The 17,112-nt window shown below is 66.9% G+C and carries 18 protein-coding genes; 15 read left to right on the plus strand and 3 right to left on the minus strand.

What is annotated here, in order from left to right; all coding sequences use genetic code 11:
• The 4 genes from thrC to prfA all read left to right on the plus strand — a co-directional run bounded on the left by thrC (position 1) and on the right by prfA (position 5,440).
• Positions 1-1,089, plus strand: a complete 1,089-nt coding sequence (gene thrC / locus LL236_RS04730; RefSeq protein WP_228177646.1) for a threonine synthase — start codon at positions 1-3, stop codon at positions 1,087-1,089.
• Positions 1,086-2,033, plus strand: a complete 948-nt coding sequence (thrB, locus tag LL236_RS04735) for a homoserine kinase (RefSeq protein WP_228177647.1) — start codon at positions 1,086-1,088, stop codon at positions 2,031-2,033. The genes thrC and thrB overlap by 4 nt, the downstream gene beginning before the upstream one ends.
• Positions 2,034-2,245: 212 nt before the next feature.
• Positions 2,246-4,327 carry a transcription termination factor Rho gene (gene rho / locus LL236_RS04740; RefSeq protein ID WP_228177648.1) on the plus strand — a complete coding sequence of 694 codons (2,082 nt, stop codon included), beginning with the start codon at positions 2,246-2,248 and terminating at the stop codon, positions 4,325-4,327.
• A 30-nt stretch (positions 4,328-4,357) separates the two neighbouring features.
• Positions 4,358-5,440 carry a peptide chain release factor 1 gene (gene prfA / locus LL236_RS04745; protein WP_228177649.1) on the plus strand — a complete coding sequence of 361 codons (1,083 nt, stop codon included), beginning with the start codon at positions 4,358-4,360 and terminating at the stop codon, positions 5,438-5,440.
• Positions 5,441-5,483: 43 nt separating this feature from the next.
• Here prfA and LL236_RS04750 read toward each other — a convergent pair whose 3' ends face one another.
• Positions 5,484-6,500 carry a sodium:calcium antiporter gene (locus tag LL236_RS04750; RefSeq protein WP_228177650.1) on the minus strand — a complete coding sequence of 339 codons (1,017 nt, stop codon included), beginning with the start codon at positions 6,498-6,500 and terminating at the stop codon, positions 5,484-5,486.
• A 137-nt stretch (positions 6,501-6,637) separates the two neighbouring features.
• Between LL236_RS04750 and LL236_RS04755 the strand changes: the two genes are divergently transcribed.
• The 3 genes from LL236_RS04755 (at position 6,638) to LL236_RS04765 (ending at position 9,562) form a co-directional block, all read left to right on the plus strand.
• Positions 6,638-7,042 carry a hypothetical protein gene (locus LL236_RS04755; protein ID WP_267189575.1) on the plus strand — a complete coding sequence of 135 codons (405 nt, stop codon included), beginning with the start codon at positions 6,638-6,640 and terminating at the stop codon, positions 7,040-7,042.
• Between the two features lie 39 nt (positions 7,043-7,081).
• Positions 7,082-8,812, plus strand: coding sequence for an amidohydrolase (locus LL236_RS04760; protein ID WP_228177652.1), 1,731 nt, complete (start codon positions 7,082-7,084; stop codon positions 8,810-8,812).
• Positions 8,813-9,055: 243 nt separating this feature from the next.
• Positions 9,056-9,562: a hypothetical protein gene (locus LL236_RS04765; RefSeq protein WP_228177653.1), complete on the plus strand. Its 507-nt coding sequence runs from the start codon at positions 9,056-9,058 to the stop codon at positions 9,560-9,562.
• A 3-nt stretch (positions 9,563-9,565) separates the two neighbouring features.
• On the opposite strand, the gene epsC is transcribed toward LL236_RS04765, so the two are convergent.
• The gene (epsC, locus tag LL236_RS04770) at positions 9,566-10,144 is read right to left on the minus strand and encodes a serine O-acetyltransferase EpsC (protein WP_228177654.1); all 579 of its coding nucleotides are present in this window, start codon (positions 10,142-10,144) and stop codon (positions 9,566-9,568) included.
• A gap of 2 nt (positions 10,145-10,146) precedes the next feature.
• Positions 10,147-11,085 carry a cysteine synthase A gene (gene cysK / locus LL236_RS04775; RefSeq protein ID WP_228177655.1) on the minus strand — a complete coding sequence of 313 codons (939 nt, stop codon included), beginning with the start codon at positions 11,083-11,085 and terminating at the stop codon, positions 10,147-10,149.
• A gap of 111 nt (positions 11,086-11,196) precedes the next feature.
• Here cysK and prmC point away from each other — a divergent pair, with 111 nt between their 5' ends.
• The 8 genes from prmC to LL236_RS04815 all read left to right on the plus strand — a co-directional run bounded on the left by prmC (position 11,197) and on the right by LL236_RS04815 (position 17,077).
• Positions 11,197-12,093, plus strand: coding sequence for a peptide chain release factor N(5)-glutamine methyltransferase (gene prmC, locus LL236_RS04780; protein WP_228177656.1), 897 nt, complete (start codon positions 11,197-11,199; stop codon positions 12,091-12,093).
• Between the two features lie 50 nt (positions 12,094-12,143).
• Positions 12,144-12,854, plus strand: a complete 711-nt coding sequence (locus LL236_RS04785) for an L-threonylcarbamoyladenylate synthase (protein ID WP_228177657.1) — start codon at positions 12,144-12,146, stop codon at positions 12,852-12,854.
• Positions 12,851-14,008, plus strand: a complete 1,158-nt coding sequence (locus LL236_RS04790; RefSeq protein WP_228177658.1) for an MraY family glycosyltransferase — start codon at positions 12,851-12,853, stop codon at positions 14,006-14,008. The genes LL236_RS04785 and LL236_RS04790 overlap by 4 nt, the downstream gene beginning before the upstream one ends.
• Positions 14,005-14,472 (plus strand): hypothetical protein, encoded by a 468-nt coding sequence (locus tag LL236_RS04795; RefSeq protein ID WP_228177659.1) that lies wholly within the window; start codon positions 14,005-14,007, stop codon positions 14,470-14,472. Before LL236_RS04790 ends, LL236_RS04795 begins: the two co-directional genes overlap by 4 nt.
• A gap of 165 nt (positions 14,473-14,637) precedes the next feature.
• Entirely contained in the window at positions 14,638-15,429 is a 792-nt protein-coding gene (gene atpB, locus LL236_RS04800; protein ID WP_228177660.1) for a F0F1 ATP synthase subunit A, read from the plus strand.
• 42 nt (positions 15,430-15,471) lie between these two features.
• Positions 15,472-15,705, plus strand: a complete 234-nt coding sequence (gene atpE, locus LL236_RS04805) for an ATP synthase F0 subunit C (RefSeq protein WP_292728372.1) — start codon at positions 15,472-15,474, stop codon at positions 15,703-15,705.
• 29 nt (positions 15,706-15,734) lie between these two features.
• Positions 15,735-16,289, plus strand: coding sequence for a F0F1 ATP synthase subunit B (locus tag LL236_RS04810; RefSeq protein WP_228177661.1), 555 nt, complete (start codon positions 15,735-15,737; stop codon positions 16,287-16,289).
• Positions 16,289-17,077, plus strand: coding sequence for a F0F1 ATP synthase subunit delta (locus LL236_RS04815; protein WP_228177662.1), 789 nt, complete (start codon positions 16,289-16,291; stop codon positions 17,075-17,077). Before LL236_RS04810 ends, LL236_RS04815 begins: the two co-directional genes overlap by 1 nt.
• Positions 17,078-17,112: the final 35 nt, after the last annotated feature.

The raw sequence follows: 17,112 nt of genomic DNA on the forward strand, positions 1-17,112 counted from the left end.
GTGGCACACGTGTGGCGCGGAGTCATGAACGAGTACGCCGATCGCCTGGGGGTGACGGCGGAGTCGACGGTCGTCTCGCTCGGCGAGGGCGGCACGCCCCTCGTCCCGGCCCCGGCGCTCTCGAAGCGCACGGGAGCCCAGGTCTGGGTGAAGTTCGAGGGTATGAACCCGACCGGCTCCTTCAAGGACCGCGGGATGACCGTGGCCCTCTCTCGAGCCGTCGAGCACGGCGCCAAGGCCGTCATCTGCGCCTCGACGGGCAACACCTCGGCATCCGCTGCCGCCTACGCTGCCCACGCCGGGATCACGGCGGCAGTACTGGTACCCGAGGGCAAGATCGCCATGGGCAAGCTCAGCCAGGCTGTTGCGCACAACGGTCAGCTCATCCAGATCCGCGGCAACTTCGATGACTGCCTCGAGATCGCACGCGAACTCGCCGACAACTATCCGGTTCACCTCGTGAACTCGGTCAACCCCGACCGCATCGAGGGGCAGAAGACTGCTGCCTACGAGATCGTCGAGGTCCTCGGCGATGCGCCTGACTTCCACTTCATCCCGGTCGGCAACGCCGGCAACTACACCGCCTACTCTCGCGGGTACCGCGAGGAGGCCGAACGTGGTGTCGCCACGCGCGTTCCTCGGATGTTCGGTTTCCAGGCAGAGGGAAGTGCTCCGCTCGTGCGCGGTGAAGTCGTCAAGAACCCGGAGACGATCGCCACCGCCATCCGGATCGGAAACCCGGCATCGTGGGAGCTCGCACTCGAGGCGCGCGCGGCAACCGATGGCTGGTTCGGCGCGATCGATGACGAGCGGATCCTTGCCGCGCAGAAGATCCTCGCCGGTGAGGTCGGCGTCTTCGTCGAGCCGGCCTCCGCGATCAGCGTTGCGGGCTTGCTCGACCGTGCCGAGGCGGGAGTGATTCCGACGGGGTCCACTGTCGTGCTGACCGTCACCGGTCACGGACTCAAGGACCCGCAGTGGGCTCTGCGTAATGCTGACGGCACGGAAGCCCGGCCGACTGTCGTGGACGCGACCACCTCTGAGGTGGCCTCGGTGCTGGGGCTCGCGCGCGCAGGGGCAACCGCGTGAACGCAGCCCGGGTTGCCGAACGGTCGGTCGTGGTGCGCGTGCCCGCGACCAGTGCGAACCTGGGTCCCGGATTCGACACACTGGGGCTCGCGCTCAGTCTCTACGATGACCTGGTCGTGACCTCGCTTCGGGAGCCGGGCCTGGACATCCAGGCCCAAGGCGAAGGCGCCGACGAGATTCCCCGCGACGAGTCCAACCTTCTGGTGCGGGCAATGGCCTACGCCTTCGAAGCCGTCGACCGCCCCATGCCCGGCCTGCGTCTGCGGGCGCGCAACACGATCCCGCACGGCCGCGGCCTCGGATCTTCGGGTGCGGCAGTCGTGGCGGGCATCCTGGCCGTCAAGGGACTGCTGGAAGGCGATGTCGAGATCGGGCCCGACACGATGCTGCGCCTGGCAACAGAACTCGAGGGGCATCCCGACAACGTCGCACCCGCGCTGTTCGGCGGTCTCACGATCGCGTGGATGGACGAGGCGATGCCGCAGCACAAGAAGCTGCTGGTGCATCGCGGCGTTTCGCCCGTGGTGTTCGTTCCGAGCTTCACGATGTCAACGAGCGTTGCCCGCAGTCTCCAACCCCTGCAAGTGCCACGAGAAGATGCAGTCTTCAATCTCTCACGGTCGGCGCTGCTGATCGCGGCTCTCACGCAGAGCCCCGAGCTGCTGCTTGCCGCCACAGAAGACAAGCTGCACCAGAACTACCGCGCGCAGGCGATGCCCGAAACCGACCGGTTGGTGCGAACGCTGCGTGAGCACGGCTTCGCTGCCGTCGTCTCGGGGGCAGGCCCGAGTGTGCTGGTCTTGGCCGACGGGCCGGGTCGTCGCCTCGAGGCTGCAGCCGTCGCCGAACAGGTCACGGACACCCCGTGGGAGGCTCACATGCTGGCCGTCGACGTCAAGGGTGGTACAGTGAAGGAGCACGCGGGGGGTTCCACGTACTCGTGAATCTGGCCCCCGCCGCATATCTGCGAAGCCTCCGCAATTCCCTCGATCACCCGAATCCGGACATCTCTGCCCGGAAGGAATCGAGGAGAGGCAGATGAGCACGAGACGCTGAGTCCCGCTCAGCACGTCGAGCCCATCGCGGCGGCTTCTTCATACGTGCGGATCCGCACATCATTCGATTCACCGCACATTAGGTACACAAGGGAGTACTCGTGGAGTCCATCTCCGAGGTCCAGACCGACGCGTCCGAGAGCGACGCTGTCGACCAGACCACCCCCGCGGCCGAGGAGGCCGCCACACCGACCGAAACCGCAGCTTCGGAGGCATCGACCGACGAGGCAGCACCCGACGCAGGCGCGCCGGCAGCCGAGGCAGAGGCCGACGCTCCGGGATCTGAGGCAGAGGCAGCGGAGCCCGCGGCAGCCGAGGCACCCGATGCTGCTCCGGCTTCCGAAGCCGCCGCGGCGACACCCGCGGGCGAGGCTGCCGAGCAGCCCGCCGCCGACGCTCCGGCAGATGCAGCAGACGAGGCAGCCCCGGCGGAGGAGAAGCCCGCGGAAGCGCCGGCCAAGCCGGCACGCAAGCGTGCGCCTCGCCGGGCCAAGAGCACCGACGTCGCCGCCGAAACGACGGCTGACAAGTCCGCCTCTGAGACGCCGGCAGAGACGCCGGCTGAGCCGCAGGCCGAGAAGCCGGCTGAAGCGTCGAACGACAACTCCGCGGACCAAACCACGGACAAGCCCGCGGACGAAAACAAGAGTGCGGACAACAGCGACGCACCCGATGCCGCGTCAGCCGAGGCCGCAACGACCGACGAGTCGGCGACGAATGCCGAGTCCTCCGACGACGCCAGCGAGGAGTCCACACCCAGCCGCAGCCGCAGCCGCAGCCGGAGTCGTAGCCGCAACCGGGCATCCGGGGGCAGCGGCAACGGAGCGGGTAACAACGGCAACGGCAACGGTGGTTCTTCGGGCGGTGCCGAGCAGTCGGCGTCGACCGGTTCTGATGACGACAGCGGTTCGTCTGGCGGTCGTGGCCGGCAGCGCAACAAGCGCCGCGGTCCGAACCAGAACGACGAGTTCGAGCCCGAGGTCGGCGAGGACGACGTCCTGATTCCGATCGCCGGCATCCTGGACGTGCTCGACAACTACGCGTTCGTCCGCACGACCGGCTACCTTCCCGGCCAGAGTGACGTGTACGTCTCGCTCGGCCAGGTCAAGAAGTACAACCTGCGCAAGGGTGACGCCGTCGTCGGCGCTATCAAGCAGCCCCGCGAGGGCGAGCAGACCGGCCGTCAGAAGTACAACGCCCTCGTCAAGGTGGATGCCGTCAACGGCCTGTCCGTCGACGACGCCGCGAACCGCGTCGAGTTCGGCAAGCTCACGCCGCTGTACCCGCAGGAGCGTCTGCGCCTGGAGACGGCGCCCGAAAAGCTCACGCAGCGGATCATCGACCTGGTGGCCCCGATCGGTAAGGGCCAGCGCGGCCTCATCGTCGCGCCGCCCAAGGCTGGCAAGACGATCGTGCTGCAGCAGATCGCGAACGCGATCGCGACGAACAACCCCGAGGTCCACCTCATGGTCGTGCTCGTCGACGAGCGGCCCGAAGAGGTCACCGACATGCAGCGCACCGTGAAGGGCGAGGTCATCGCCTCGACCTTCGACCGTCCCGCCGAAGACCACACGACCGTTGCCGAGCTCGCCATCGAGCGCGCCAAGCGCCTCGTTGAGCTCGGCCGTGACGTCGTCGTGCTGCTGGACTCGATCACCCGCCTCGGCCGCGCCTACAACATCTCGGCGCCGACCTCTGGGCGCGTCCTCACCGGCGGTGTCGACGCTTCGGCGCTCTACCCGCCGAAGCGCTTCTTCGGCGCTGCTCGCAACATCGAGAACGGCGGATCGCTCACGATCCTCGCGACCGCGCTGGTCGAGACCGGTTCGAAGATGGACGAGGTCATCTTCGAAGAGTTCAAGGGCACGGGCAACAGCGAGCTGCGTCTGAACCGTCAGCTTGCCGACAAGCGCATCTTCCCCGCGGTGGATGTCAACGCGTCGAGCACGCGCCGCGAAGAGATGCTGCTCTCGCCCGATGAGGTCAAGATCACCTGGAAGCTCCGTCGCGCTCTCGCGGGCCTGGACCCCCAGCAGGCGCTCGAGGTCGTGCTCGGCAAGCTCAAGGAAACCCAGTCCAACGTCGAGTTCCTCGTGCAGATGCAGAAGTCGATTCCGGCGCCGACCTCCAACGGTCACGGCGCTGGCGGACACGGTCACGGGCACGAGAACAGCATCCGCTGACCCGGCGGCATCGAGATGGCCGAGCCGGCGATGTTCGACTCCGTCCGTGCGCTGATCGACGAGCACCGCGAGGTGCAGATTGAGCTGTCCGATCCGGCGGTGCACGCGGACCCCGCCCGCGCAAAGCGGGTCAATAGGCGGTACGCGGAATTGAGTCGGATCGTCGCTGCCCACGATGCGTGGGTGGCGGCATCCGACGACCTTGTCGCTGCCCGCGACCTCGCGCGCGAAGACGACGCCTTCGCCGAAGAGGTCCCGGCCCTCGAAGAGCGCCTCGCCGACACCCAGGAACGGCTCCGACGGCTCCTGATTCCGCGCGACCCGGATGACGCGCGCGACGTGATCATGGAGATCAAGCAGGGCGAAGGCGGCGCAGAGAGCGCCCTGTTCGCCGCTGATCTGCTGCGGATGTACCTGCAGTATGCCGCTTCGAAGGGGTGGAAGACCGAACTGCTCGAGCGCAACGAGTCAGACCTCGGCGGGTTCAAGGACGTCCAGGTCGCCATCAAGGGCTCCTCGAGCGATCCGGCGCAGGGAGTGTGGGCCCACCTGAAGTACGAGGGGGGTGTGCATCGCGTCCAGCGCGTTCCCGCCACCGAGTCACAGGGGCGGATCCACACGTCGACCACCGGTGTGCTGGTCTTTCCCGAAGTCGACGAGCCCGAAGAGATCCACATCGATCAGAACGACCTGAAGATCGATGTCTTCCGCTCGTCAGGTCCGGGTGGCCAGTCGGTGAACACGACGGACTCCGCGGTGCGGATCACGCACCTGCCAACCGGAATCGTGGTGTCGATGCAGAACGAGAAGTCGCAACTGCAGAACCGCGAGGCTGGGATGCGCGTGCTGCGAGCCCGGCTGCTGGCCAAGCAGCAGGAGGAGCGGGATGCCGCGGCATCCGATGCCCGGCGCTCGCAGATCCGAGGGATGGATCGCTCCGAGCGCATTCGCACGTACAACTTCCCCGAGAACCGCATCGCCGATCACCGTACCGGATACAAGGCCTACAACCTTGATCAGGTGATGGACGGTGCCCTCGAGCCGATCATCGCGTCGTGCATCGCCGCCGACGAGGAGGAACGGCTCGCGGCTCTGGGGTCAGGCGGGAACTGATTCCCCGCCACCCGGTTGGCCGCATAGCCCGCCCCGACGGTCTCTACCGCGCAACGATGGCCAGGCCAATCGTCCCGAGGTAGACGCCGGGAATCGCGACCCCTTCGAATCCGATGCCGCGACGATCGCGCACGAGAAGCCCGATCGCGAGGACCGCTGACATGAACGCTGTTCCCGCCAACAGCACCAGACTCGACGGACCTGCGGCCTCGTAGATGGTGCCGTCGCGGTACGACACATCGGCTATCGAGATCATCAGCGTGTCGAACACGTTCCCGCCGATGATGTTCCCGACCCCGAGGGTCAGAGCGCCCATCCGGACCGCCGCGATGAGGGTGATCAGTTCGGGCAGCGAGCTGATGGCAGTGGTCACCGTGAACCCGGTGACATCGCTCGGCCACTCCGTCGCCGCCGCAACTCCCAGCCCCGCGCGGCCGATGACCCATCCGGTCCCTGCCGTGACGAGGGCGAGTCCCGCGAAGGTGACCCACAGGCGGGGGAGAGATGTCGTCGGCTGCGTCGTGTCATCGTCGTCAACCGTCTGCGACGTCCGGCGCGGACTCCACATCTCGTCGGCCCGCATCCGTCGCAGCAGAAACAGGCTGTAAACGTAGATCACCGGGATCAGAAGTGACAGCGGGTGAATCCATCCCCACGAGAGGGTGGGTGTCGCGTAGGCGATCACCGGAATTGTCAGCAGTGCGACGAGGGTCAGAGATTGCCCGAGATTCTCGAGCGAGGCCGCGGCGTGCTCGAGGTTCGCGCGCCGGTAGAGGAGGTCGGCCACCGCCAGCCAGACTGTCTGAATCGCCACCCCGCCTACCGGGTTGGCAAGCGCGAACCCGGCATCCCCGGCGAGCGCTCCGGTGATCGTGGTGATGATGCCGGTCAGCGAGGTCACCGCGCCGAGGAACACAGCTCCCGCGATCGCACGCCCCATTCCGGTCCGGCCCGCCAGCTCGTCGGCAGTGCGAGCAAGACGGGTACCGGCGAACCAGAGCACGACGATCGAAGCGGTGAGTGCAACCGCACTCTGCCACAGTCCCCAGGTCCCGTCCACGGCGCCCCTTCCGCGATTCGCAGCCACACACGGTAGCAAGAGGAGCGCACAGAGCCGCAGGCCTTGACTTTCCCGGAGCGGCGCCGCACGGCATCCTGTCGCTGCGTGGGTCGACGCGCTACTGTCGGGGCGTGGTCATGTTCCTCATCCGCGCCCTGATCTTCGTGCTATCCGCAGCTGTCGGGCTGATCGCCGCCGACCTGCTGCTTCCGGGCTTCCGCATCGACTGGGCTGACTGGTGGGGCTTCGTCCTCGCCGTGCTGATCTTCGCGGTGCTCCAGAGCGTGCTCTCGCCGTGGATCGCGACGGTCGCCAAGCGCAACGCGCCGGCCCTGCTCGGCGGGATCGGAATCATCTCGACCCTCGTCGCGCTCGTGATCGTCGTGCTCATCCCCCGAGGCGGTATCAGCATCGGTGAGCCCTTCGTGCTCACCTGGATTCTCGCGCCCGTCATCGTGTGGCTGGTCACTGCCCTCGCGACGTGGCTGCTGCCGATGGTCTTCATCAAGAAGAAGGTCGAGGAGCGTCGCTCCGAGAAGTAGCGAGAGCCGCGGCCGGAGGCGGCAGACAGTGGGGGAGACATGGACGTCATCGTCACCGCGGGCACCATCATCACGATGGATCCAGCGCGCACCCGAGCAGAGGCTGTCGCCGTTTCGGACGGGCGCATCGTCGCGGTAGGAACAGCGGCTGACTGTCAGCAGGCGCTGCCCGGGGCGAGAGTGCACGATACGGGCGCCGCCGCTCTGCTGCCCGGGTTCGTCGAGCCGCACTCGCATCCGGTTCTCAGCGGCATGGCGACGATGCCTCCGGCGTACTGGATTGCGCCGTGGTTCGCGCCCACGTGGGATGACGTCGTCGCAGCCTTCCGGAAGGCCATCGACGAGACGCCCGCTGACCAGCCGCTCGCGTTCTTCGGCTTCGATGGCCTGCTGCAGCAGCACGCCGATCCGACAGCGTCCGAACTCGATGCGATCTTCGGGAACCGCATGGTGATGGTGTTCGGCAACTCGGGCCACACGTCCTATGTCACGACCGCGGTCCTTGAGCACCTCGGTTGGGTGAAGAACCCGCCCGAGGACCCCGTGGGTGGTTTCTTCGGCCGTAATGCCGACGGCTCCCTCAACGGCGTGGCCACCGAGATCCCCGCGGCGATGGCGCAGGCAGCTCCCGTTCTCGAGGCGATCGCCAAGGGGCCGCATCCGCTGCAGGGCGCCGTTGAGTACTACGTGCTGCTGTCATCAGCGGGGATCACCTCGACCTCGGAACACACGTACAAGACCGAGCTGAAGCCTGCGTACGAAGCTCTTGCCTCGCTCCCCAATAGCCCGCTCAGGATCTCGCTGTACCACATGTCGACGGAGGCAGACTGCGGAGATCGGTTCACCTCAGCTGCCCCCGACGACATGCTGCGCAAGCAGGGAATCAAGCTCTGGGCCGACGGATCGCCGTGGGTCGGCAACGTCGCGATGAGCTCGCCGTACCTTGACACCGAGGTCACCCGAGCCGCGGGGATCGCGCCCGGAATCCCCGGCGAGAAGATGATGAACTACACCCGCGACCAGCTTGACGCGCTGCTGGAGGCGCACGTCGGCGAAGGGTGGCAGATGGCGTTCCACGCCAATGGTGACATCGCGATCGACATCGTGCTGGATGCCTTCACGACGGTGCTCGGCCGCCACAACATGATCGAGAGCGATCACCGCTGGCGGGTCGAACACATCGGCGGTGCGCGCGCCGACCAGTTCGCCCGGATGGCCTCGATCGGCGCCGTGCCCTCGATGGGCCCCTTCCAGTTCTACTACTGGGGCGATCTGCTCGACGGGGGCATGTTCGAGCCGGCCGTGGGTGGGTCCTGGCAGCGATTCCGGGATGCCTTCGACGCGGGCCTGCCCGTCTCGTTCCACAATGACGGTTCTGTCACGCCTCCCACGCCGCTGCTGAACATGCAGGCTGCAGTCACTCGCCGGTGCTCGTCCGGAAACCTGCATGCCCCCGAACAGGCAGCGACGCTGGATGAGGCGCTGCGCGCACACACGGTCAACGCCGCGTTCGCTCTCGGGCGCGAGCATGAGATCGGCTCCATCGAGGTCGGCAAGCTCGCTGACTTCGTCGAGCTCGATGCTGATCCGTATGCCGTGGTGCCCGACAAGATCGGTGCCATCGGAGTCCTCGGCACATGGCTCGGCGGCTCTCGCATCGATCTCGGGGAGTTTGCCGCGGCATCCCACCAGGTCGACGACGCCGCGTTCGCGCAGTTGCGTACGTACGGCGTGCCGGCGTGCTGTCACCTTCCCGGAGCCGACGCGTGAGCGCTGCCTCCGCTGTCGGCGCGGGAGTCTCCCGTCGGCAGACGGCGCTCGCGATCCCGCTGCTGGGGATCATGGGTGGGGTCCAGACCGCTGATCCCACGATCGCGAGCACGGCGCTGGTCGAGTCCGCTCGCGCGCTGCAGAGGGATGCCGGACTCCAGGCGATCGCTGCCAGCGTGTCAACCCTGATGCTTGCGGCTACCGTCATCTCCACCGGCCTCCTCGCCGACCGGATCGGCCGGCGTGTCCCATGCCGGCGAGGGGCTCACCTCGCCGCTCACGTGGGCACCGCTGGCCTCGGGTGCCGCGCTGCTGGCCCTCTTCGCTGTGGTGGAACTGCGCGGCGCGCATCCGTTCTTCCCGATGCAGCTGTTCCGCAATCCCGGTTTCCTCGCCGCAATCGGCATGGGCATCGCATTCAATCTCGCGCAGGCCGTCGGCATCCTGCAGCTCGCCAACATCTGGCAATACGTCTACGGCTTCTCGACAGTCGAGGTGTCGCTGGGTCAGCTGCCGGTGACCGTCATTTCGGTTGCAGCGTCGATCTACATCGGTCGCAGGCTCAGCGCCGGGTTCTCTCCTGCCACCGCGATCCTGATCAGCGGGGGAGCGACACGCACGCACGAGCGAAGCCGCCCCGCGCGAAGTTCGCAGAAAGGCGTGAAGTTCGCACAATTGTCGCGGCATCCTGCGAACTTCGTGCGATTCTGCGAACCTCGGGGCCGGTGGCGCCGCGCACGACCGGCGTGAGAGTCAGATCTGGTAGTCGGGCATGGTCAGGATGGCGCGGGTGTCCATGCCGTCCTTGCGCTTGCGGGCTTTCGCCGGGATGCCGGTGAGGATGCTGTCTGCCGGCGCGTCCCGCGTGACCACGGCGTTCGCGCCCACGACCGAGCGGTCGCCGATCGTTATCGGGCCGAGGATCTTCGCGCCGGCGCCGACTGCCACCTCGTCGCCGATTGTGGGGTGGCGCTTGCCGCCCTCGCGCTGCCGTCCGCCCAGCGTGACCTGGTGGTAGAGCAGGACGTCATCGCCGATCTCGACAGTTTCGCCGATCACGACGCCCATGCCGTGGTCGATGAAGAAGCGGCGACCGATCCGTGCTCCGGGATGGATCTCGATGCCGGTGAGCCAGCGAGTGAGCTGTGACCCGGCGCGCGCAAGGAAGCGCGCGTTGCGGGTCCATAGCCAGTGGTTGATGCGGTGCGCCCAGATCGCGTGCAGGCCCGAGTAGAGCACCGCGATTTCGAGACCGCTGCGGGCCGCAGGGTCTCGGAGCTTGGCCGCTGCGATGTCCTCGCGGATGCGGCCGACGACGTGGAGCACCCCCACGCTCAGTCCTCGCGCAGGTGCTCGAACAGCGGCGTCGAGAGGTAGCGCTCGCCGTTGGAGGGGATGACCACGACGATGTTCTTGCCCGCAGCCTCGGGTCGGGCCGCGACCTGGAGGGCAGCCCACACTGCAGCACCGCTGGAGATGCCCACGAGAATGCCGTCCTTCGTGCCCACGGCGCGGGCGGTGGTGATCGCGTCGTCGAACTCGACGTCGATCACCTCATCGATGACATCCTGATCGAGGATCTCGGGGATGAAGTTCGGGCCGATGCCCTGGATCTTGTGGGGACCGGGGCGCCCCTCGGTCAGCAGCGGGGAATCCTTCGGCTCGACAGCGACGACCTTGACGCCGGGCACGCGCTCCTTGAGGACCTGGCCGACGCCCGTGATCGTGCCACCCGTGCCGATACCGGCAACGAAGTAGTCGACCTTGCCGTCGGTGTCACGCAGGATCTCTTCAGCGGTGGTCTTGCGGTGGATGGCGGGGTTCGCCTCGTTGGCGAACTGCTTGGCCAGAACCGCACCCGGCGTTTCGGCGGCGATCTCCTCGGCCTTCGCGACAGCGCCCTTCATGCCCTGAGCCGGGTCGGTCAGCACGAGTTCGGCGCCGTAACCCTTGAGCAGAAGCTTGCGCTCGGTCGACATCGACGAGGGCATCGCCAGGATGACCTTGTAGCCGCGTGCCGCACCGACCATGGCCAGTGCGATACCGGTGTTACCGCTGGTTGCCTCGACGATCGTGCCGCCCGGGGGGAGCTCGCCGGATGCTTCCGCAGCATCCACGATTGCGATGCCGAGGCGGTCCTTGACGCTGGAGGCGGGGTTGTAGAACTCGAGCTTTGCCAGCACGGTGCCCTCCACACCCTCGGCGACCCGGTTCAACCGGACGAGGGGGGTGTTGCCGAACGCACTGGTGATGTCGTTGTGGATGCCGGTCATTTCGGGGCCTTTCGGGCGACGTGGGTGACAGCCATTCAGCTTAGGCGAGCCTCACCGGCGGGGGCCCGATTGTGACGAAGAACGTCCCGGGGTCCTAGGCTTGGGGCGCCTATGCCTGCCCACAGTGCCCCCGATGACATCCGCCCCACCGAGACGATCGCCGGTGCCCTGTCCGCCGCGACCGACGCTCTGACCGCAGCTGGCATCGGCGATGCTCGCGTGGATGCCGAGTTGCTGCTGGCGCACGTTCTGCGCGTAGGTCGCGGTGAGTTGCAGGCAGCGGCCCTTCGCGGCGACACGCTGGATGCGGCATCCGACGCGCACTTCCACGGCCTGGTGGCGCGGCGTGCGAGCCGGGAGCCGCTGCAGCACATCACCGGAACTGCCCCGTTCCGCCATCTCGAGCTGCGGGTCGGGCCGGGAGTGTTCGTGCCGCGTCCGGAGACCGAGACCCTCGTGCAGATCGCGCTGGATGCGCTGCTCGCGGCGGCGTCACCCTCGCCGATCGCCATCGACCTCGGCACCGGGTCGGGCGCGATCGCTCTCGCACTGGCGACCGAGGCTCCGCACGCCCGCGTCTTCGCCGCCGAGAACGCCGTCGATGCCTTCGTGTGGGCAAAAGAGAACTTCGCTCATGTCGGTGCCCAGAACGCCGCCCTCGCCTTCATCGATCTCGCGCGCGCCTTTCCCGACCTCGACGGGACGGCATCCGTCGTGGTGAGCAATCCGCCCTACGTACCGGATGCCGCGGTGCCACGCGATCCCGAGGTCCGCTGGTTCGATCCGCCGACTGCTCTCTACGGCGGAGCAGACGGACTGGATGTCGTCAGGCAGGTCAGTGCGACGGCGCTGCGCCTTGCGCACCCCGGGGGGATCGTGGCGATCGAGCACGGCGAGAGCCAGGGCGCCGAGATCCGGGATCTGCTGAGTGCTGACGGATGGCGGGCTGCCGCGACCCACATGGATCTCACGCGCCGTGACCGGGTCACCACCGCGCTGCATCCGTAACCGCCTCCGCTTCCCGGAACAGCCCGCAGCTTCCGTAGACTGAGCAGGCCATGTCCGACATCTTCGACTGCCGTGACGATGCCCAGCTTCTGCCCGGCATGCGACAGGCGCGCCAAGCGATCGGCCGGGGTGCCCTTGTCGTCATCCCGACCGACACCGTCTATGGGGTAGCCGCCGACGCGTTCAGCGCTGCCGCCGTGCAGCGGTTGCTGGATGCCAAGGGTCGCACCCGTGAGTCGCCGCCGCCTGTGCTCGTCGCAGGAACCGCGATGGTTCGCGCCCTCGTGGCTGAACTGCCGGAGCCGGTCGAGCGACTCATCGAGAGGTTCTGGCCCGGGGGACTGACGATCGTGCTGCCCGCGCAGCCGTCCTTGACGTGGGACCTGGGCGAGACCCGCGGCACGGTCGCGGTTCGGATGCCCGATCACCGCATCGCTCTCGAACTCATTGAAGAGACCGGTCCGCTCGCAGTTTCCAGCGCGAATCTGACGGGTGAAGCGGCAGCCATCGACATCCTCAGCGCCCACCAGATGCTCGGCGACCGCATCGACGTGTATCTGGACTCGGGGCCGGTCGCCACGGGAGTTCCCTCCACGATCCTCGACGCCACGGGACTTGCCCGTCGCGAGCCCGGCACGGCGCGAATCCTGCGGGTTGGCGCGGTGACGGCTGATGAGATCCGCGAGGTAATCGGCGACCTGCTCGAGGACCCCGCTGCGCCGCCGGTCGAGACGGATGCCGACGTCACCGGATCCGCGTGAAGCAATACCTGTTCGTCGTCATCCTGACCGCGACCATCACCCTCGTGTTGGCGTGGGCGGTGTGGCAGTTGAGCATGCGCTACAAGCTCTATCCCGGCATCCGGGAGCGCGATGTGCACAAGACGCCGACGCCGCGGCTCGGTGGCGTCGCCATGTACATCGGCATCGTCGCCGCGTTTCTGGCCTCGTCACAGCATCCGTTCTTCTCGATCTTCTGGGCAGACCCCGCTGCGGTGTGGGCGATCCTCGGCGCAACGACGCTCATCGTCCTCGTCGGTGTCGCCGATGACATCTGGGACCTCGACTGGATGATCAAACTCGGCGCGCAGTTCGCGGCGGCGGGAATCATCGCCTGGTTCGGCAAGCTGCAGATCCTCTCGCTCCCGATCGGCGGGCTGACTGTCGGCTCGAGCTGGATGAGCTTCGTGCTCACGGTCCTGTCGATCGTGATCGTGATGAACGCCGTCAACTTCATCGACGGGCTCGACGGGCTCGTCGCCGGTGTCGCCCTCATCGCCAACGGGGTCTTCTTCGCGTACTCGTACCTGCTCGTCCGCGACGCCGGAGCGACCACCTACTTCAACCTCGCATCCTTCATCGCCGCGGCGCTCATCGGCGCCTGTATCGGGTTCCTGCCGCTGAACTGGACGCCAGCGAAGCTCTTCATGGGAGACAGCGGAGCCCTGATGCTAGGCCTGTTGATGGCAGTGTCGGCCATCGCGATCACCGGGCAGATCACCCCGTCACAGCTCGACCCCGACAACTTCGGAAGGTCGCAGCTGCTCGGTGCGTTCATCCCGATCCTGCTGCCGATCACTATCGTGCTGCTGCCGCTGCTGGATTTCGGTCTCGCGATCATCCGTCGTGTCGGCGCCGGGAAGTCGCCGTTCTCGCCCGACCGCAAGCACTTGCACCACCGGATGCTCGACATGGGTCACAGCGACCGGACCGCGGTGCTCATCTTCTATGCCTGGACCGCCATCGTTGGTCTTTCGATGTTGCTGATGTATATCGGAACCGCCTCCGACTGGCCGGGGGAGTACCTTCTCGGCGTCGGATTCGGAGTCGTCGGCGCTATCGCCTGCCTCGTTGTCACCCTCATGCCCCGGGGGCGCCGCCCCGCCCCCGTCACCACCGCCCAGGAGGCCTCGTGAGCACCGTGTCAAGCACCCCGATCCTGCGTACCACGGTGATCTGGTCGGCAATTGTGACTGGCGCACTCGCCGTGGTCGGTGCCCTCGTCGGCTACCTCGTCGCCGGCGAGTCCGGGCTCTGGAGTGCGCTGCTCGGCGTGCTGCTGGCAGCGGTGTTCCTCGGGATCACGAGCGTCAGCATCCTCATCGCCAACCGGTGGTTCGGAACCGACCTTTACGTTCCGATCTTCTTCGGCATCGTGCTGGGCGGCTGGCTGCTGAAATTCATCGTGTTCCTGGTCGTGCTGTTCGTGGTGCGCGACCAGCCGTGGGTGAACTCGCTCGTGTTCTTCCTTGCCATCGTCGCGGGGATTCTCGCTTCGCTCGCCGTCGACGTCATCGTGCTCACCCGAATGCGGTTGCCCTACGCGAGCGACACGAAACTGCCGACCGCAGACCCCGACGACACCTCCGTAAGGGAGTGACGCGGCGCCGAGACCCCTCCGGGTTTGCTAATGTGGTCTTGCGCCCGCCCGTTCGCCTGACGAGCGCTGCCGGGATCGCCAACTCATCGCCCATCGTCGCAACGGCTTATCCCCGGTGCCCCGAAGCTGGAGCCAGCGCTGTTTACTCAAGCTGCGAGCCTTATCGTGTCCACTGCCGAAGATGGCGGGGGTTTCCACGGCCCGTCCGTCGATGAGTTCTTCCCGGAGCCGATCTTCCATCTGTTCGGGATCGAGGCGCTCGCCGTCACCCGCATCAACCTGATTCAGTTCGCTGCGACGATCGCCATCGTCCTGATCTTCTGGCTCGGCACGCGCCGGATGCGGGTGGTTCCCGGCCGGTTCCAGAGCCTCGTCGAGATGGGCCTGGACTTCGTGCGCGTCAACATCGCCGAAGACCTGCTGGGCAAGAAGGACGGCCAACGGTTCCTGCCGATCCTCACGACGATGTTCTTCATGATCCTCTTTATGAACATCACGGGGATCATCCCGTTCATGAACATCGCCGGCACCAGCGTCATCGCCGTGCCCTTGGTGCTCGCGATCATCAGCTACGTGACGTTCATCTACGCCGGTATCCGCAAGAGCCCGAAGAACTTCTTCAAGAACTCGCTGTTCCCCTCGGGTGTTCCGTGGCCGATCTACATCATCGTCACCCCGATCGAGCTGATTTCGACCTTCATCATCCGTCCGGTGACGCTGACTCTCCGTCTGCTTATGAACATGATGGTCGGTCACCTCCTGCTCGTCCTCTTCTTCGCGGCTACCCAGTTCTTCCTCTTCGACCTCGGTGGCTGGTGGTCGGCTCTGGCAGCCGGCAGCCTCGCCTTCGGGTTCGTCTTCACTCTGTTCGAAATCCTGGTGGCCGTCCTCCAGGCCTATGTCTTCGCCCTCCTCACCGCGGTCTACATCCAGCTCGCGGTGGCGGAAGAGCACTAAGCGGGTCGGCCCGAAGCCGCCCTCAACCGAAAGGAAAAATCCGTGGACGCAACTACGGTTCTCGCCCAGGTCACCGGCAACGTCGCGACGATGGGCTACGGCCTCGCCGCCATCGGCCCGGCCATCGGCGTGGGCATCGTCGTCGGCAAGACGATCGAGGGCGTCGCTCGTCAGCCCGAGCTCGCCGGTCGCCTCCAGGTGCTGATGTGGATCGGTATCGCCTTCACCGAGGCGCTGGCGTTCATCGGTATCGCCACCTACTTCATCTTCGTCTGATCCGACTCACCCAGCCTTAAGGAGACAGGATGCTCACGGCTCTTGTCACGTACGCCGCCGAAGAGGGGGCTGCGCACAACCCGCTCATCCCGGCGTGGTACGACATCATCTGGTCGTCGGTGTGCTTCATCGTCATCCTCGTGCTGTTCTGGCTGTACGCTCTGCCGCGGATGAAAAAGCTGCTCGACGAGCGTTCTGCGGCGATCGAAGGCAACATCGCGAAGGCCGACGAGGCCCAGCGCAAGGCTGAGGCCGCCCTCGAGGAGTACACCGCGCAGCTGGCTGATGCCCGCCGCGAGGCTGGTGAAATCCGCGACGCCGCTCGCGAGGACGGCAAGAAGATCGTCGCCGAGGCCAAGGAGAGCGCGTCTGCCGAGGCCGCGCGCCTGACGGCTGCCGCGCACGCTCAGATCGACGCCGAGCGCCAGACCGCGTTCGTGTCGCTGCGCGGCGAAGTTGGCACCCTGGCCCTCGACCTCGCCGGCGGTGTGATCGGTGAGACCCTGTCGGACGACGCTAAGGCCAAGGCCGTCGTCGACCGCTTCCTCGCCGATCTCGAGGCATCCGAGACGGCGGCGAAGTAATGGGTAGCGCGACGAATCAGGCGCTCGCGGAAACGACCGCGGCGCTGGCTGCGGCTCGTAGCGTCGACCTGACCGTCGCCCGCGAGCTGTTCGTCGCCGCGCGTGAGCTCGGCCAGACCTCGCAGCTCAGCGGCGCGCTCGCCGATTCAGCGGCGGCGCCCGCCGCCCGCGCGAAGGTGATCACCGATGTCTTCGGGCCGTCGATGGCTCCGGCGACAGTCGGTCTGCTCACCAACGCCGTCCAGCAGCGGTGGTCGTCGGCATCCGATCTCATCGATGGGATCGAAGAACTCGCCGTTCGCGCCGCGACCTTTGCGTCCGATGCTGACGTCGAGTCCGAGCTGTTCGAGTTCTCCCGCACGGTCGCGGCGAACCCCGAACTCGAACTCGCGCTCGGGAGCCGCCTCGGCGATGCGTCAGCGAAGGGAGACCTCGTTGCGAAGCTCCTGAACGGACGCGCGAGCGAGGCGACGGTCCTCGTCGCATCATCGCTCGTGCAGCAGCCGCGTGAGCGCCGCGTGCGCCAGCTGCTGTCGCGGGCGATCCGCATCGTCGCAGACGAACGGGGGCGCGCCGTCGCCACGGTCACCGCGGCTGCACCACTGAGTGCGGAGCAGGTGACGCGCCTGACCGAGCTGCTCAGCCGTCGCTACGGCACCAAGATCTCCCTGAACACCGTGATCGACCCGACGGTCGTGGGCGGGCTGCGCGTGCAGATCGCCGATGACGTCATCGACATGAGTGTTTCCTCCCGGCTCGCCGACCTCCGTCAGCGACTGGCCGGCTAACGACACCGCCGACAGGCGCAGACTTCGGGTCCGAC

Source organism: Microbacterium schleiferi (genome assembly GCF_020781975.1).
In the GTDB taxonomy this organism is placed as follows: domain Bacteria; phylum Actinomycetota; class Actinomycetes; order Actinomycetales; family Microbacteriaceae; genus Microbacterium.

What these genes read in the sequence shown, in the direction of transcription:
- prmC (WP_228177656.1), top strand. Translation starts at nt 11,197, where the DNA reads ATGCCTGCCCACAGTGCCCCCGATGACATCCGCCCCACCGAGACGATC.
- LL236_RS04815 (WP_228177662.1), top strand. Translation starts at nt 16,289, where the DNA reads ATGGGTAGCGCGACGAATCAGGCGCTCGCGGAAACGACCGCGGCGCTG.
- LL236_RS04810 (WP_228177661.1), top strand. Translation starts at nt 15,735, where the DNA reads ATGCTCACGGCTCTTGTCACGTACGCCGCCGAAGAGGGGGCTGCGCAC.
- LL236_RS04760 (WP_228177652.1), top strand. Translation starts at nt 7,082, where the DNA reads ATGGACGTCATCGTCACCGCGGGCACCATCATCACGATGGATCCAGCG.
- cysK (WP_228177655.1), bottom strand. Translation starts at nt 11,085, where the DNA reads ATGACCGGCATCCACAACGACATCACCAGTGCGTTCGGCAACACCCCC.
- LL236_RS04785 (WP_228177657.1), top strand. Translation starts at nt 12,144, where the DNA reads ATGTCCGACATCTTCGACTGCCGTGACGATGCCCAGCTTCTGCCCGGC.
- prfA (WP_228177649.1), top strand. Translation starts at nt 4,358, where the DNA reads ATGTTCGACTCCGTCCGTGCGCTGATCGACGAGCACCGCGAGGTGCAG.
- LL236_RS04755 (WP_267189575.1), top strand. Translation starts at nt 6,638, where the DNA reads ATGTTCCTCATCCGCGCCCTGATCTTCGTGCTATCCGCAGCTGTCGGG.